At 72.7% G+C, this 15,629-nt stretch carries 11 protein-coding genes; 3 read left to right on the forward strand and 8 right to left on the reverse strand.

All coding sequences use genetic code 11. From position 1 onward, the window contains the following. Positions 1-43 precede the first annotated feature (43 nt). The 8 genes from ACL03H_RS09930 to ACL03H_RS09965 all read right to left on the reverse strand — a co-directional run bounded on the left by ACL03H_RS09930 (position 44) and on the right by ACL03H_RS09965 (position 8,457). Positions 44-1,303: a cytochrome P450 gene (locus tag ACL03H_RS09930; RefSeq protein ID WP_412810842.1), complete on the reverse strand. Its 1,260-nt coding sequence runs from the start codon at positions 1,301-1,303 to the stop codon at positions 44-46. 213 nt (positions 1,304-1,516) lie between these two features. After that, the gene (locus tag ACL03H_RS09935; RefSeq protein WP_412810843.1) at positions 1,517-1,675 is read right to left on the reverse strand and encodes a hypothetical protein; all 159 of its coding nucleotides are present in this window, start codon (positions 1,673-1,675) and stop codon (positions 1,517-1,519) included. Next, positions 1,672-2,280 carry a GTP-binding protein gene (locus ACL03H_RS09940; protein ID WP_412810844.1) on the reverse strand — a complete coding sequence of 203 codons (609 nt, stop codon included), beginning with the start codon at positions 2,278-2,280 and terminating at the stop codon, positions 1,672-1,674. Before ACL03H_RS09940 ends, ACL03H_RS09935 begins: the two co-directional genes overlap by 4 nt. Next, the gene (locus ACL03H_RS09945; RefSeq protein WP_412810845.1) at positions 2,261-2,626 is read right to left on the reverse strand and encodes a DUF742 domain-containing protein; all 366 of its coding nucleotides are present in this window, start codon (positions 2,624-2,626) and stop codon (positions 2,261-2,263) included. Before ACL03H_RS09945 ends, ACL03H_RS09940 begins: the two co-directional genes overlap by 20 nt. Beyond that, positions 2,623-3,036, reverse strand: a complete 414-nt coding sequence (locus ACL03H_RS09950) for a roadblock/LC7 domain-containing protein (RefSeq protein ID WP_412810846.1) — start codon at positions 3,034-3,036, stop codon at positions 2,623-2,625. Before ACL03H_RS09950 ends, ACL03H_RS09945 begins: the two co-directional genes overlap by 4 nt. 71 nt (positions 3,037-3,107) lie before the next feature. Continuing rightward, positions 3,108-4,553, reverse strand: coding sequence for an ATP-binding protein (locus ACL03H_RS09955; protein WP_412810847.1), 1,446 nt, complete (start codon positions 4,551-4,553; stop codon positions 3,108-3,110). A gap of 315 nt (positions 4,554-4,868) precedes the next feature. Beyond that, positions 4,869-5,681: a transporter substrate-binding domain-containing protein gene (locus tag ACL03H_RS09960; protein ID WP_412810848.1), complete on the reverse strand. Its 813-nt coding sequence runs from the start codon at positions 5,679-5,681 to the stop codon at positions 4,869-4,871. A gap of 1,030 nt (positions 5,682-6,711) precedes the next feature. Continuing rightward, positions 6,712-8,457: an NAD+ synthase gene (locus ACL03H_RS09965; protein WP_412810849.1), complete on the reverse strand. Its 1,746-nt coding sequence runs from the start codon at positions 8,455-8,457 to the stop codon at positions 6,712-6,714. Between the two features lie 83 nt (positions 8,458-8,540). On the opposite strand from ACL03H_RS09965, the gene ACL03H_RS09970 reads away from it, so the two are divergent. From ACL03H_RS09970 to ACL03H_RS09980, 3 genes are all read left to right on the forward strand, one after another. Further along, a complete protein-coding gene (locus ACL03H_RS09970; RefSeq protein WP_412810850.1) occupies positions 8,541-10,124 on the forward strand; it encodes an alpha/beta hydrolase in 1,584 nt (527 codons plus the stop codon). 82 nt (positions 10,125-10,206) lie between these two features. Further along, entirely contained in the window at positions 10,207-11,550 is a 1,344-nt protein-coding gene (locus tag ACL03H_RS09975; RefSeq protein ID WP_412810851.1) for a glutamine synthetase family protein, read from the forward strand. 57 nt (positions 11,551-11,607) lie between these two features. Next, entirely contained in the window at positions 11,608-15,309 is a 3,702-nt protein-coding gene (locus tag ACL03H_RS09980; protein ID WP_412810852.1) for a glycosyltransferase family protein, read from the forward strand. Positions 15,310-15,629 lie beyond the last annotated feature (320 nt).

Below are 15,629 nucleotides of genomic sequence, written 5' to 3' on the forward strand. Positions count from 1 at the left end.
GTCCGGGCCGGGCACGGCCCCGTCGATCAGGGATCGACCGCGATCACGAGCCGACGGCGTAGCTCGGGCTGAACTCCACCGGCAGCGCCGTGAGCCCGCGCATCCAGACCGAGGGCAGCCACTCCAGCTGCTCGGGCGGGACGGCCAGGCCCACGTCGGGCAGCCGGTCCAGCAGCACCTCGATCGCGATCCGCGAGATGACCTGCCCGATCTCCGGACCGGGGTGCGGGCAGCCGTGCTCCCCGTGCCCGAAGGACATGTGCGCGTTGTTGCCGATCGAGTCGGTGTACGCGGCCGGGCGCACCTGCGGGTCGGTGTTGGCGGCGGCGAAGCCGAGCACCAGCATGTCCCCGGTGTGGATGCGCTGGCCGCCGAGGTCGGTCTCCCGGGAGGCGAACCGGCCGATGAAGTTCTGCGTCGGCGTGTCCTCCCACAGCACCTCGTTGAGCGCCTGCCCGATGGAGCGCCTGCCCCCGGCGAGGGTGACGGCGAAGCGCTCGTCGGTGAGCATCAGCCGGATCGCGTTGCCGATCCAGTACGCCACCGGCTGCTGCGCGGCGGTGAGCACCACCAGCAGGTCCTGGAGGATCTCCTCCTCGGTCATGCTCGCCGGGTGCGCCAGCAACCGGGAGGGCAGGTCCGCGCCGGGGTTCTCCCGCTTGCGCTCCACGAGCTGCTGCATCCGGTCCTGGATGCGCTGGTAGGCGGCGACGCCGTCGTCGCTCGCGACGGTGTCGGTGAGGTCCTGCCCCAGCTGCGCGGCCTCGTCGTCGCCGAGCCCGAACAGCCGCGCCATCACGCGCAACGGCATCGAGTGCGCGAACTCGGCCATCAGGTCGGCTCGGCCGCGGCCCGCGAAGGAGTCGATGAGGTCGTCGGCGATCTCCTCGCACACACCGCGCAGCTCGAACTGGTCGACGGCCTCCAGGGATTCGCCGATCGCCCCGGTGCGCCGCCGGTGCTCGGCTCCTTCGGTGAACATCAGCGAGGGTTGGTAGCCGACGAACGCCATCAGCGACCAGTTCTCCGGGACCTGGTCCCACGCGTTCCAGCGGCGGGTGTCCCGGGCGAACAGCTCCGGGTTGCTCTCGACCTGGTGGATCTCCCGGTAGCCGAGCACGAGCCAGGCGGGCACGCCGCCGTCGAGCAGCACCGGCGCCACCGGCCCGTACTCCTGGCGCATCTGCCGGTACAGCGCGGCGGGGTTCTGCTGGAACCTCGCCCCGTGCAGCGCGATCGGTTCGGTGCGCACCGGGCAGCCCGCGGCGGGGTCGGTGGTGGGCCAGATGTCTGGATTGGTCATGGGGATGGAGCTCCCGGGTTTCCGTTCGGACAGGGAGTAGCACCCGACGAGAGGTGCGCGCCGGACTGGACCGGTGCGGTCGGATCACCGGATGTCGTCAGGTGACGCCGGCCCGGCGCCCGGGAGGGCGACGAGGCCGACGACGGATGACGGCATCCGCGCGGTGCTGCCGGTGCCCGGGTGGCCGGTCGGCCGCCCACCCGGGCGAGGCGATCAGTCTCCGACGACGTGGCTGGGGCTGAACTCGACGGGAAGCGCCACGAGCCCGCGCGTTCGCACCCGCTCCTGCAGCTCGACCGCGTCGTGCCGCACCGGGCACGCCTCCTGGGCGCTGCGCGGCCAGGCTTCGGCGACAGCGGCCGGAGCGGTCACGGCCTCGCCCCCTGCGGGGCGGTGGCCAGCGCGTACAGGTGGTTCACCAGGCTGATCAGCACCTTCTTGCTCGACGCGCGGTCCCGGGCGTCGCACTCGATCAGCGGGATCTCCGAGGGCAGCGACAGCGCGTCGCGCACGTCCTCGAGCGGGTGGTCCTGCTCGCCGAAGTTGTTGCGCGCCACGATGAACGGCATTCCGTGGTGCTCCAGCCGGTCGATGGCGTACCAGGAGTCCTCCAGCCGCCGGGTGTCGACGAGCACGACGGCGCCGAGCGTCCCGGAGAACAACCGGTCCCACAGGAACCAGAACCGCTGCTGCCCCGGGGCGCCGAACAGGTAGAGCACCCGCTCGGCGTCGAGGCTGATGCGCCCGAAGTCGAACGCGACCGTGGTGGTGGTCTTGTCCCGCACCGCGGTGGCGTCGTCGATGCCCAGGCTGGCCTGGGTCATGGTCTCCTCGGTGCTCAGCGGCCTGATTTCGCTGACCGAGCGGACCATGGTGGTCTTGCCCACCCCGAAACCGCCGACGATGACGATCTTGAGCCCGTCGCTGGCGGTGCTGCGCAGCGGCGCGCTCGTGGGGTCAGAGGTTGTGGAGTCCAACGAGAACCTGCTTCAAGACGTCGGGATCGGGCAGTTGCGCCTGCTTCCTGCCAGACGCGGAGGTGGGGTGCCGGGCGGTGATCCGGTTCGTGTCGAGCAGGTCGCACAGCAGGATCTTCACCACGCCGACCGGCATGCCGAGGTGCGAGGAGATCTCCACGACGGCCATCGGCTGCCTGCACATCTGGAGGATCCGGATGTGCTCGGACTGCATCCCGGGCGCCGGATCGCACTCGCTCACGATGAGCGTCACCAGGTCCAGGGACTCCTCGTCCGCGCTGCTGCGTCCCCCGGTCACCGTGTAGAGCCGGTCCGGATCTTCTCCGTCGAGGGGCCGCCAGATCATGACAACCCGCTCGGCTGGGCCTGTCGGGGCGGAGCGCTGAGGTAATCGCCGATCTGCTCGACGAGCTCGTTCATGTTGTGCCCGATGACGCCCACGTCGGAGTCCTCGTCGGCGAGCACCGCCAGGTGCGCGCCCTCACCGGCCTCCACGATGAACAGCAGGCCGCCGTGGAACTCGGTCATGGACTGCCGCACGCCACCGCTGCCGTCACCGAACTCGACCGAGGCGCCGTAGGAGAGGCTCTGGATGCCGGAGGCGATCGCGGAGAGCTGGTCGGCCTGGTCGTTGTTCAGCCCGGGGGAGTGGCAGACCTTCAGGCCGTCCTTGGAGAGCACCAGCGCGTGCTTGGCGCCTGGCGTGCGTCCCAGCAGGTTCTCCAGCAACCAGTCGAGATTGTGGTCGTTGGTCATCAGCGTGTCGGGGCGTTCCGGCGTGGCCGGTCCCGCCCCTGCCTCCTTCTCTTGTGCTCGTCAGCCGGGGGTCAGCGCGCGTCGTCGGACTGCGGGCCGTCGCTGGGCCGGCGCGCCTGCCGGAACGCGCCGAAGCGGGCGCCCGCGTTCGGCCGCGGTCGGGCCGGAGCGGGTTTCTGCTGCGGCTCCTCGTCGGAGCCCGACAGCAAGGTGGGGGACGTGGCGGCGAGGGTCTCGCCGCGACGGCGCTTGGGCAGGCTCTGCACGGTCGCCTCCGATCGGCTGGCGGGCTCGGCGGCCGCGCGGTCGGTGTCCTGCCGGGTCAGGGTGCCGGTGGCACTGGTGGTGGTGCCCGAGCCCACCGAGGTCAGCTGCGCGGGCTGCCCGCCGCCGACGCCGCGGGTGGGCACGGCGAACTCCTCCTGCTGGCGGGGCTGGGTGATCAGCTTGCGCGGGATCATCACGACGACGCCGGTGCCGCCGCGCGAGGAGGGGCGGAAGGACACGGTCAGCCCGTGCTTGCGGGCGAGGCAACCGACGACGGCGAGACCGAGGCGGGTGCCGTTGAGCGTGGTGAGGTCGAGCGGTTCGGTGCCGACCGCGTGCACCGCGCGCTTCATCGCGGCCTCGCCCATCACCAGGCCGCCGTCCTCGATGGTGACGACGATGCCGGAGTGCACTTCTTCGACGTAGACGTGCGCGAGCTCGGAGGGCGGCGAGAAGCTGGTGGCGTTGTCCATCAGCTCGGCCAGCGCGTGCATGACCCCCTCGGCCGCGTAGCCGACGATCGCGACGGTGCTGGTGGAGTGCAGCCGGACCCGCTTGTAGGCGGCGATGCGGCCCACCGCGCCGCGCAGGATGCTCTCCATCTTGATGGGCTTGGTCCAGCGGCGGCCGGAGCGGGCGCCGGTGAGGACCGCGATGCTGTCGGCGAGCCGACCTGCCTGCGCGGTGGTGTGGTCGAGTTCGAGCAGATCGCCGAGCACCGACTCGTCGTGGCGCTCCTCCATCTCGCGCAGGCTCGCGAGCATGTTGGTCGACAGCGCCTGCATCCGGCCCGCCGCGTTCGCGCAGGCGAGCATCGCGGCCGCGCGGGCGCGCTCGCCCTGGCTGATCTCCTGGCCGAGGGTGCGCAGGATGCGCTGGTGGGCGGGGTTGCGCGGGTGGTCCATCTCGCTGAGGGCGGTGTCCACGGACGATCCGGCGCGCAGCCGGGTGACCAGCGCGGGCAGGGTCTCGTCGGCGAGCTTCCCGGTGGCGCTCTCGGCCTTCTCGGCGCGGGTGCGGAAGAACGCGGCGTTCTGCACGCCCCAGCTCGCCACGGCCAGCGCGATGCTGACGAGGCCGGCGGCGATCCCGGTGCTCCAGGCGATCAGCGGCTGCGCGGAGCCGGGGCTCGCCAGCGCCGCCCAGGTGCTCAGCCCACCGGTGACGATCCCGGAGACCAGCAGGACGAGCAGGGATCGGGCCAGGTGGCGGCGCCTGGCCGCGGATTGGGTGTGGGTGGGTGCTGACATCAATCAGTTCCTCGTCGCGGTCGGTGGCACTGGCCTGCGCACCGCGGGCCCTAGGCGGTGCGGCGGGGAGCGGCGCGGGAGCGAGGTGAACCGGACCGGGCTCCGGTCTCCCGCCGATTCGGCTCTCTCGGTGAAATCCCGCGGATCTCCCCTGGGTTCGGGATGCTACTCACTCTCCGGGGGCCGAAAACACCGGTGGGTGATCTTCGCTGGTGGGGCGCGTGTCCCGGTGCGTGCGGGACAGGTGGAGGGTCCCGATTCCCCCGTTCGCCCGAGTGTGGATCTTCCGGGTGGAGTTGATTCCTCCTTTCGAGTTCAGCCGATCCACGGTTCGGCGATCCGGTCGTAGGTGCCGTCGTGCTGGCGGAGGCGAAGCCATTCGTTCACGTACTGCTGGAGAACCACGTCGCCGCGGGGCAGCAGGTAGGCCTTCTCGGCGAAGGTGAACGGTTCGTCCGGGTGCACCGCGCACAGCTCCGGGTGCCGCTTGGCCTGCCACCTCGTCTCGGCGCCATCGGTGATCATGAGATCGGCGCGCCCGGTGCGGACCTCCTCGAAGATGGTGTTGTTGTCCGGGTGCGTCACGATCTCCGCCCGGTGCAGCTCCTCCCGCGCGAACCGCTCGTTGGTGCCGCCGGGGTTCACCACGGCGCGCACTCCGGGCTGATCGATCTGCCGCACCGTCTGGAACCGGGAGGCGTTCTCGCAGCGGGTGATCGGCGTCTTGCCGTCCACCAGGTAGGGATCGCTGAAGGAGGCGGTCCGCGCGCGTTCCAGCGTGATGGAGATGCCGCCGACCCCGATGTCGCACCGCTGCCGGAAGTCCTCGCCGAGCGATTCCCACGTGGTCGCCACGAAGGTGGCCCGCACGTCGAGGGATCTGGCCAGGTCCCGCGCCATGTCCACGTCGATGCCGCTCCAGTCGCCGGCGGCGTCCCGGTAGGTGAACGGCCGGTAGTCGCCGGTGCTGCACACGCGCAGTTCCCCGCGCGCCAGCACGTCGTCCACTCCGGAGCGTCCGGGATCCGGGCCCCCGGCGGAGGATTCCGGTTCCGCGCTGGTGCAGGCGGTACCGCAGAGCCCGATCAGCAGCAGCGCGGCGGTCGTGGCCGCCGTTGTCCACCCCATGCACGTCCTCCCGGCTGCGCCGCTCCGGCGCGGTTCGCGGGGAGACTAACCGAACCGATGGCCCGTTCGGTCAACAAGATCGGTCCAGAGGAGCGGTGTTCCCGCCGCTCCGGTTCCCGCGACCGGTGCGCCCGGTCGCCGACGCGCACCGCCCGAGTGGCCGCGAGAATTCCCGCCGCACCCCCGAGATCGACGCCGAGGTGCCCGCGCTCCCGGCCTCGCGCGTCCGCGCGAGGGGTGCCGCCGCGCGCTTCGACACCGCTGCGGTCGCGGGTCCCGCCGCGACTGCTGGCCCCGCCGCTGGTGCCCTGACGGAGTCCGCGCCTGTCCACGATCGACGGCGGCGCGGAGCTGGTCGAGAGCGCGGGCGCGGATCCGGACGCCTTCGTCCTCGGTGACGTGCGCGCAGCGCCCGCCGAGGTCGGCTGGTCGCCGGAGGCGGCTCGCCGAGCCGGAGCGGTTCGAGCGGAGCGGCCCGGGACGCGGTTGGTCCACGATGGACGGAGGGTGCTCCGGAGCACCAGGTGCGGAGGCCGCTCGGCCAGTTCGGTCCGGCGGGCGAGCCGCCGTCCGGGATCGTCGGGGAGCCGGTGGACGACGCCGCGCGAGATCCCGCCCACGCGAACCAGCACCGCGGCGGCTTCTCGCGTGCGCCGCGCCTGGCGCTCCGGGCGGGAGCGGACCCGCGCTCGTTGGCGCGTTCCCAGCGCTTCCGCCCGATCCCCCGCCCCACCCTGCTTCGATCGCGCGGCTCAGGAGGCGGAGGAGGGATCCGGCCGGCTCGCCGCGCGGGCAGGTCGACCCCGGGCCGCCGAGGAGGTGACCTCGCTCGAAGAAACTCCAGTGCGGTCGGCCCGGCGGCTGCGCGAGTCGCGCCGCCAGGGGCGGTCCCGACCTCGCGGAGCTCACCACCCGACACCGGTGGAGCGCGGCTCTCCTCCTCCTGGAGTTCTCGATCGGCCGGGGCGCCCCCGGCCGCGCTCCGCGACGACTGCCCCGGCGCCGAGCCGCGCGCCCAGCGCGGAGCCGGTCAGGGGCGGCTCTCCCGCCAGCGGTTCGTGATCGGCAGTCGCCGGTCCCGGCCGAAGGCCTTCAGCGTGATCTTGGTGCCCGGCGGGTACTGCCGCCGCTTGTACTCGGCGCGGTCGACCATGCGGATCACTCGCTCCACCAGCTCCGCGTCGAACCCGTCCGACACCAGGTCCGAGTAGTCCCGATCGCCCTCCACGTACCCGTCCAGCACCGCGTCCAGCACGTCGTAGGGCGGCAGCGAGTCCTGGTCGGTCTGGTCCGGGCGCAGCTCGGCCGAAGGCTCCTTCGAGATCGAGTTCTCCGGGATCGGAGGCACCTCGCCGCGCTTCTCCGCCTCCGCGTTGCGCCACCTCGCCAGCTCCCACACCAGCGTCTTCGGCACGTCCTTGATCGGCGCGAACCCGCCGACCGCGTCCCCGTAGATCGTGGAGTAGCCGACGGCCAGCTCCGTCTTGTTCCCGGGGGCCAGCACCAGGTGCCCGTGCTGGTTCGACATGGCCATCAACGTGATGCCCCGGCAGCGCGCCTGCACGTTCTCCTCCGCCAGCCCCGTCAGGCCCAGCGGGCCGACGAACGCCGAGACCATGTCCGCCACCGCGATCTCCTCGAAGTGGCAGCCCAGCCTGCGCGCCAGCTCCGCCGCGTCCGCGCGGGAGTGCTCCGAGGAGTACTCCGAGGGCATCGCCACCCCGTGCAGCGCGTCCGCCCCCAGCGCGTCCACCGCCAGCGCCGCGCACACCGAGGAGTCGATCCCGCCCGAGAACCCGAAGGTCACCGAGCGGAACCCGTTCTTGTGCACGTAGTCCCGCAGCCCCGTCACCAGGGCCGCCCAGATCTCCGCGAGCTCCGGCAGCGGCTCGGCGGCGGGCGGGAGCGGCAACGGCTCGTACGCGGCCAGCGGCTCCGGCTGCAGCACCGTGCGCGTCACGTCGAACGCGGGCATCCGGATCCGCCCCGGCTGCTCCGGCACCGTCGTCGAGGTGTGCCCGCCCGCGGACAGGTCCAGGTCCGCCACCAGCAGGTGCTCGGCGAACTGCGGGGCCCGCGCCAGCACCTCACCCCCGGCGCTCATGATCATCGAGTCGCCGTCGAAGACCAGGTCGTCCTGCGCGCCGACCATGTTCACGTAGGCCATCGGCGCCCCGGCCTCCTCGGCCCGGCGCGCGACCAGCGGCACCCGCACGTCGTCCTTCGAGCGCTCGTAGGGCGAGGAGTTCACGCATACCACGAGGTCCACGCCCACCTGGCCCAGCGCGGCCACCGGTCCGCCGTTCTGCCAGATGTCCTCGCAGATCACCACGCCGATGTCCAGGCCGTGCAGCTTCACGATCGGCAGGTCGAAACCCGGCGCGAAGTACCGCGCCTCGTCGAACACCCCGTAGTTCGGCAGGTGGTACTTGTCGTAGGTCACGACCACCTCGCCGCCGTGCAGCAGCGAGGCCGAGTTCCGGACCCCCTCGTCGTCGCGGTCCAGGTGCCCGACGATGACCAGCGCGTCCCCGCATCCGGCCTCGCGCAGGTTCACCGCCAGCGCGTCCACCGCCGCCCGGTTCGCCGCCGCGAAGGACTTGCGCAGCGCCAGGTCCTCCATCGGGTACCCGGCCAGCACCGTTTCCGGGAAGGCGACCACGTGCGCCCCCTCCCGCACCGCCTTGCGGGTCCAGTCCAGGACCATCGCCTTGTTCCCGGCGATGTCCCCGACCGTCGCGTTGACCTGGGCTAGAGCGAGACGCAGCTGCGGCATGGACGTCATCTTCGCCTACCGTCCCGGTGAACTCCCACCGCCCGTGACGAAGTCGACTCCATCCGCGTGACACCATCGCCCGAATGAGTCGTGTGCTGACCGCCATCTGCGTCTCGTTGCTGCTCGGCGGCTCAGCCGCGTGCACCGGCTCGCCGTCCACCGGCCCGCTGCTGCAGCCGCGCACCGAGCGCAACGGCCCCGCGGGTCCGGTGCCCGCCGGCCTGGGTGACTACTACGGCCAGGAGCTCTCCTGGGGACCGTGCTCGGACTACGCCTCCACCGAGCCCGACCGCTCCGCCTTCCAGGCCCGGACCCTGGAGTGCGCCCGGCTGCGCGTCCCGCTCGACCACGAGCGCCCCGAGGGCAGGCAGATCAGCATCGGCGTGCTGCGCAAGCCCGCCACCGACCCGGACAGCAGGATCGGCTCCCTGCTGATCAACCCCGGTGGCCCCGGCGCCTCCGGCATGAGCGCCGCCGCCGGGATCGCGGGCGCCGTCGAACCCACCGGCCTCGGCGAGCGCTTCGACCTCGTCGGCTTCGACCCCCGCGGCATCGGCGCCAGCGAACCCGAGGTCCGCTGCCTCACCGACCGGGAGTGGGACGCCGACCGGCTCGACTCCGACGCCGACACCTCCCCCGAGGGCACCGCCGAGACCGAGCGCGAGGTCCGCGACTACACCGCCAAGTGCGCGGATCGCACCGGCACCGACGTCCTCGCCCACGTCGGCACCCGCGACGTGGTGCGGGACGTGGACGTGCTGCGCTCCGCGCTCGGCGACCCGAAGCTGACCTACCTCGGCTACTCCTACGGCACCCGCATCGGCTCCGAGTACGCCCGCCGGTACCCCGGCAACGTGCGCGCCATGATCCTCGACGGAGCCATCGACCCCGGCCAGGACGCCATCGAGCAGCAGGTCATGCAGGGCCAGGGCTTCCAGCGCGCCTTCGAGGCCTTCGCCCGCTGGTGCGCCGGGCAGGACGGCTGCGCCCTCGGCACCGACCCCACCCGCGCCGTGCCCGAGTTCCAGCGGCTCACCCGGCCGCTGCTCGACCGGCCCGTCGCCGGCGGAGCGGGCGGCCGGGAGCTGTCCTACACCGACGCGACCACCGCGACGATCCAGGCGCTCTACGCGGAGAGCATGTGGCCCGCGCTCAACGCCGGGCTCTCCGAACTCGGCCGGGGACGCGGCACTGTGCTGCTCAGCCTCGCCGACTCCTACTACGGCCGGGACCCCGACGGCACCTACTCCAACATCACCGATGCCTTCAACGCGGTCCGGTGCGTCGACGACCAGCGCGTCACCGACCGCGAGGTGCTGCGCGAGGCCGATCGCCGCTACCGCGAGGTCGCCCCCTTCCTCGACGACGGGCTGCCCGCCAACAGCGCGATGGACATGTGCTCGTTCTGGCCCGTGCCCGTCACCGGCGATCCCGCCGCGCCCGACGTGCCCGGACTGCCGCCGGTCCTGGTGATCTCGACCACCGGCGATCCCGCCACCCCCTACGACGCCGGGGTGCACCTCGCGGAGGCGCTGCGCGGCAGGCTCCTGACCTTCGAGGGCACCCAGCACACCGCCTTCCTGCAGGGCAACTCGTGCGTGGACGACGCGGGCGCGGCCTACCTCGTGGACCCCGGCACGCCCCTCGACACCGAGCGCTGCGCCTGATCCCGGACCGGCACCGGACGGTTGCCGGGGCTCAACGCGCAGGGTCCCGCGTGCGCCCGAGCGCAGGAATTAGGCTGCGGGCATGAACCGCCAGCAGGAGTTCGTGCTCCGCACCCTGGAGGAACGTGACATCCGCTTCGTGCGGCTGTGGTTCACCGACGTCCTCGGCATCCTGAAATCGGTGGCGATCTCGCCCGCCGAGCTCGAAGGTGCCTTCAGCGAGGGCATCGGGTTCGACGGCTCCGCCATCGAAGGGTTCTCACGCATCTACGAGTCGGACATGGTCGCCAAACCCGATCCGGCGACCTTCCAGGTGCTGCCCTGGGAGACGCCCGACGGCGAGCACTACTCGGCGCGGATGTTCTGCGACATCGCCATGCCCGACGGCTCGCCGTGCTGGGCCGACCCGCGGCACGTCCTGCGCCGCACCCTGTCCAAGGCCACCGAGGCCGGGTTCACCTGCTACGTGCACCCGGAGATCGAGTTCTTCCTGCTGAAGAACCTGCCCACCACCGGGGTCGAACCCGAACCCGCTGATTCCGGCGGCTACTTCGACCAGGCCAGCCACGACGCCGCCCCGCACTTCCGGCGCAACGCCATCGAGACCCTCGAGGCGATGGGCATCTCCGTGGAGTTCAGCCACCACGAGGCGGCGCCCGGCCAGCAGGAGATCGACCTGCGCTACGCCGACGCCCTCACCATGGCCGACAACGTGATGACCTTCCGGTACACGGTCAAGGAGGTCGCGCTCATGCAGGGCGTGCACGCCTCCTTCATGCCCAAGCCGTACACCGCGCAGCCCGGCTCCGGGATGCACACCCACTTCAGCCTGTTCGAAGGCGATCAGAACGCCTTCTACCACCCGGAGAACCCCTTCGAGCTCTCCGACACCGGCCGGGCCTTCGTCGCCGGCATCCTGCACCACGCCCGCGAGATCAGCGCCGTCACCAACCAGTGGGTCAACTCCTACAAGCGGCTCATCGTGGGCGGCGAGGCGCCCACCGCGGTGTGCTGGGGCCACGCCAACCGCTCCGCGCTCGTCCGGGTCCCGATGTACTCGCCGGGGAAGTCGTCCTCGCGGCGCGTCGAGGTCCGCAGCCCCGACTCGGCCTGCAACCCGTACCTGGCGTACGCGGTGATCCTCGCCGCCGGCCTGCGCGGCGTGGAGCAGGGCTACGAGCTGCCGCCCGCCACCGAGGACGACGTGTGGTCGCTGACCGAGTCCGAGCGCAAGGCCGCCGGGTACGCCAGCCTCCCGCAGAACCTCAACGACGCCCTGAGCGAGATGGAGGGCTCCGAGCTGGTCGCCGAGACGCTCGGCGAGCACGTCTTCGACTTCTTCCTCCGCAACAAGCGCAACGAGTGGGACGCCTACCGCAGCCGCGTCACGCCGTTCGAGTTGCAGAGCCTGATGCCGATGCTGTGACGGTCGTCGTGGGGTCGGGGCGTGGGCACCCGGGCGGCGGAGCGATAGGTTCGGCCCGTGACTGATGAGCAGCCGCCGCCCGAGCCCGCCGGCCCCGACTCCGACGCCGCCGCCGACCCGCTGGAGCAGCGCTCGGACGAACCGGAATGGCCCGCGGAACACCCCGAGGGCACGGCCGACTCGGCCTTCGACGCCGACCAGGCCACCCTCATCGGGTGCACCATCGCCGGGCCCGGCCAGTTGCCCGCCGCCCGGGTGCTGCGCGAGTCCTTCCTGCGCAGTCACCCGGGAGCCCGGTTCGTGCTGCTGCCGCTCGGCGCCGAGCCCGCGCCCGGCGGCGACGTGCTCACCCCGGGGCGGATCGGCGTCGACGCCGACGAGTTCGCCCGGTTCGCCCTCGCCTGCACCGCGGACCAGCTGCGCGCCGTGCTGCGGCCCCGGCTGCTCGCGCACCTGCTCACCACCGGCGCGACCGTGCTCTACCTCGAACCCTCGGTGCAGGTGTTCAGCGAGTTCGACGACCTGCTGCGCGAGCTCAGCCCCGACCGGCCCGTCGCGCTCGTGCCGCGCGTGCTGCGGACCCTCTACGCCGACGGGTTCCGGCCCAGCGCCACCGACCTCGTCGAATCGGGGCCCTTCGACCCCAGCGTGCTCGGCGTGCGGCCCGGGGCCGAGAACTTCCTGGGCGAGTGGGCCGACCAGGTCCGCGCCGACCCCAGCGTCGGGATGCTCCTCGACGGCGCCCCCGCGCTCGTCGACCACCACGTGCTGCGCGATCCCGGTGTCGGGCTCTCGGTGTGGAACGCCGCGCAGCGCGAGCTCCTCCCCACCGGCGACGGCGGGCACGCCGTGGACGGCGCGCCGCTGCGCAGCATCCACTTCGACGGCTTCCAGCCGCAGCGCCCGTGGTTGCTGTCCACGCACTACGCCGACCGGCCGCGCGTGCTGCTGTCCGAGCACCCGGTGCTGGCCGGGCTGTGCGCGGCCTACCGCAACGCGCTCGTCGAGGCGGGCTACACGCGGGAGAAACCGCACCCCTTCGACGCGCTGCCCGACGGCACCCCGCTGCCCGAGGGGCTGCGGCGCGACTACCTCGACGCCTGGCAGCGCGATCAGGCCCCCGCGAGCCCCTTCGCCCCCGGGACCGATGCGAGTGAATTCCTGGACTGGGCGTGCTCCCCGGTGGACGAGCGCCAGCGCGCCGCGGGCGGCTCCCGCTGGAGCGCCGCCGTCTGGGCCGACGACCCGGTGCTGCGCGGCAACTACCCGGATCCGTTCGGCGCGGACGCCGACGCCTTCCGCGAGTGGTGCGCGAGCGTGGGCGTCGCCAACGGGCGGCTGCCCACCGCCGCGGTCCGCACGCTCGGCGACGGCGGCGGTTCGACCCTGGTCGACCAGCTCGGCGTCGCGGTCCTCGGCTCCGGGCGCACGGCCGAGCTCGTCCGCGCCGCCGTGCGCGCCTCCGGCCTGCCGTCGGCCGACACCCCGTACTACCCGGTGGTGCTCCGCTGCGAGCCCGGTCTCGCAGTGCCCGCCGGCCGTCACCTGATCGACGTGCAGCCGGAGTCCGCCCAGCACACCGGCGCCGTGGAGTCCTGGGTGCGCACCGAGGCCGCCCGCCAGGCCGCCCGCCGCGCCGGCGGGCCCACCACGCGGGTCGTGGCGCTGCCGCTGCTCGATCAGGGGGAGGTGGACCTGCCGACCCGCAAGGCCGCGCGGGCCCGCTTCGCCCTCTCCGAGGAGTTCGTGATCGGCGCGTTCGCCGATCACGCCGACGAGCGCCGGGACAACGTGCTCGGCCTCGTCACCGCCTTCTTCGCCGCCTTCCCCGAACGCGAGGACGCGCACCTGCTCATCGCCGTCACCGGCGCCGCCGGACACCCGGAGGCCGCGGAACGCCTCCGCCTCGCCACCGCGGCCGACCCGCGCGTTCACCTCGTCGAGGAGGAGATCGGCACCGACGGGTTGCTCGCGGCGGCCGACTGCGTCGCCTCGCTGCACCGCCCCGCGGGCGGTGACCGCTACGCGGACCGGTTGCTGGAGGTCGCCGCGCGCGGGGTGCCCGTGCTCGCTCCCGACCACGGCGCCGTCACCGAACTCCTCGGCTCGGCGGGTGCGACCCTGATCGCCTGCCAGGGCCGGGGCGAACCGGACCTGGACGCCGCCGCCGAAGCGCTCCGCGCCGCGGCCGACGACCCCGAGGCGACCGCCGCCGCCGGAACCCGAGCCCGGGGCCACTTGCTCGCCCAGCACAGCGTCAACCACGCGGCCGAGCGGCTCCGCGAGCACGTCGAGCACGCCTACCGGAACTGGCGCACCAAGTGGGCCAAGGACCGCCACGGCGACCTCGACGACCCGCTGCACCCGCTGCTGGTCGCCCGGCACGCGCTGCACCGCGCCCCGGACGTCGGCGGCAGCGGGCGCAACTCCGTGGCTCCCGCGCTGCGCAAGGCCGTGCTCCGGGTGCTCAGCCACTACGACGACCACATCCGCGACGTGCTGCGCTCCATGGTCGACGGCGTCGAGCAGACCGCGGCCGAGTTGCTGCGCAGGCAGTACGACGCGGACGGCGGAGGGGAGGAGCTCGACCTGCTCCGCACCGAGCTCGGCAGGCAGGACCAGCGCCACGACCAGCTCGACGAGCGGCTCACCAGCATCGACGACGGCATGGTCCGCGCCCGCGCCGACCTCGCCGACCAGAGCCGCAGGCTCCGGGCGCTGGAGACCGGAGCTCCGGGCGGCACCTCGAACGAGGACCTGCTCGCCCAGCGCCTCGACAGCCTCACCACCGCGGTGGAACGCACCCTCGACCGCATCGACGTGCTGGAGAACGAGCGCGAGGCCGCCCGGGACCAGGAACTCGAGACCACGCTGCGCTCCGCGACCAGCGACGCCGCCTACGCGCTGCACCGCACCGACGTGCTGCAGCGCATCCTGCTGCGCGAGCACGAGCGCACCACCGGTGCCGCGGACGGCACCAGCACCCCCGTGCTCTGCGACGCGGGGTTGCTCCGGCTGCCCGCGGACGACGCGCTGATGCTGCCCTGGTTGTCCTCGCACGCCGCCTGGGACGCGGACACCTCCGCGCTGGTCGACTCGCTGCTCGAACCGGACGGGATCTTCCTCGACGTCGGTTCCTACGTCGGCTACCAGGCGGTGCGGGTGCTGAGCAGGCTCGGCAACAGCGGCGCGGTGGTCGCGGTCGAGCCGGGTGAGCGGGAACGCGCCCTCCTGCGGCGCAACGTGGAGGTGAACGTCCCCGCGGCTTGGGGAGAGCGCCTCATCACCGTCGAGTCCGCCGCCTGGGATTCCCCGGCGGACCTGGTCGCCGAGCCCTCGCCGGCCGGCGGGATCTCGGTCCGCCCGGGCGAGGAGTCCGACGACGAGGGGTCCGGGTCCGGCACCCGGGTGCCGGGAGTCCGCCTGGACAAGGAGCTGGAGAACATCCCGGCGCTGGGGGACCTGACCCTCTCGGTCGTCCACGTCGACGTGGGTTCCCGGGTGCACCGGGTGCTGGGCGGCCTGGTCCGGCTGCTCCGCCGCGATCGCCCGTCGATCGTGTGCTCCTTCACGCCGGCCGGCATCGAGGAACTGGGCGATGACCCGGCCACGGCTCTGCGGGAGTTCGGCACCTGGGGCTACGAGCTCGTCCCCGTCGGCCGCACCCACCCGGTCTCGGCGGCGGAGCTTCTCGAAGCGGTGCGGGCCGCGGGCTCCAGCACGGTCAAGCTGTGGCTGCGCCCCAAGAGCAAGTCCTGACCCCCGGCCAGTGGTCGAATGTCAAGGGTCTGACCAGGCGATTTGACATTGACGGAGAGTGTGCGTAACTTTCTCCCAGTCGCACGGAATGCCGGACGGAACAGGACGCACGAGCCTGGCGGGGACGGCAGGGTGGCAGCCCCGGGGTCTTCCTCGGGTGGCGCACCGATCGGGACGCGCGGGTTGACACCGCGAAGCGGACCGGGTAAAGTACGACAGCCTCCAAGGATCGAGAAGGTGCTCCTCGCCGGAGCAAGTCTCGGCTTGGCAGTAGATAACTCCAGAACAGGTCGGAAGATCTGGCGAAAAGGGAGCGGGCA

Origin of the sequence: Saccharopolyspora antibiotica (genome assembly GCF_047200635.1) — a bacterium.
In the GTDB taxonomy this organism is placed as follows: Bacteria; Actinomycetota; Actinomycetes; order Mycobacteriales; family Pseudonocardiaceae; genus Saccharopolyspora_C.

Bases quoted from the DNA above. Each gene is read 5' to 3' on its own strand.
- ACL03H_RS09975 (WP_412810851.1), top strand. From the start codon at position 10,207: ATGAACCGCCAGCAGGAGTTCGTGCTCCGCACCCTGGAGGAACGTGAC.
- ACL03H_RS09960 (WP_412810848.1), bottom strand. From the start codon at position 5,681: ATGGGGTGGACAACGGCGGCCACGACCGCCGCGCTGCTGCTGATCGGG.
- ACL03H_RS09970 (WP_412810850.1), top strand. From the start codon at position 8,541: ATGAGTCGTGTGCTGACCGCCATCTGCGTCTCGTTGCTGCTCGGCGGC.
- ACL03H_RS09945 (WP_412810845.1), bottom strand. From the start codon at position 2,626: ATGATCTGGCGGCCCCTCGACGGAGAAGATCCGGACCGGCTCTACACG.
- ACL03H_RS09950 (WP_412810846.1), bottom strand. From the start codon at position 3,036: ATGACCAACGACCACAATCTCGACTGGTTGCTGGAGAACCTGCTGGGA.
- ACL03H_RS09965 (WP_412810849.1), bottom strand. From the start codon at position 8,457: ATGCCGCAGCTGCGTCTCGCTCTAGCCCAGGTCAACGCGACGGTCGGG.
- ACL03H_RS09955 (WP_412810847.1), bottom strand. From the start codon at position 4,553: ATGTCAGCACCCACCCACACCCAATCCGCGGCCAGGCGCCGCCACCTG.
- ACL03H_RS09930 (WP_412810842.1), bottom strand. From the start codon at position 1,303: ATGACCAATCCAGACATCTGGCCCACCACCGACCCCGCCGCGGGCTGC.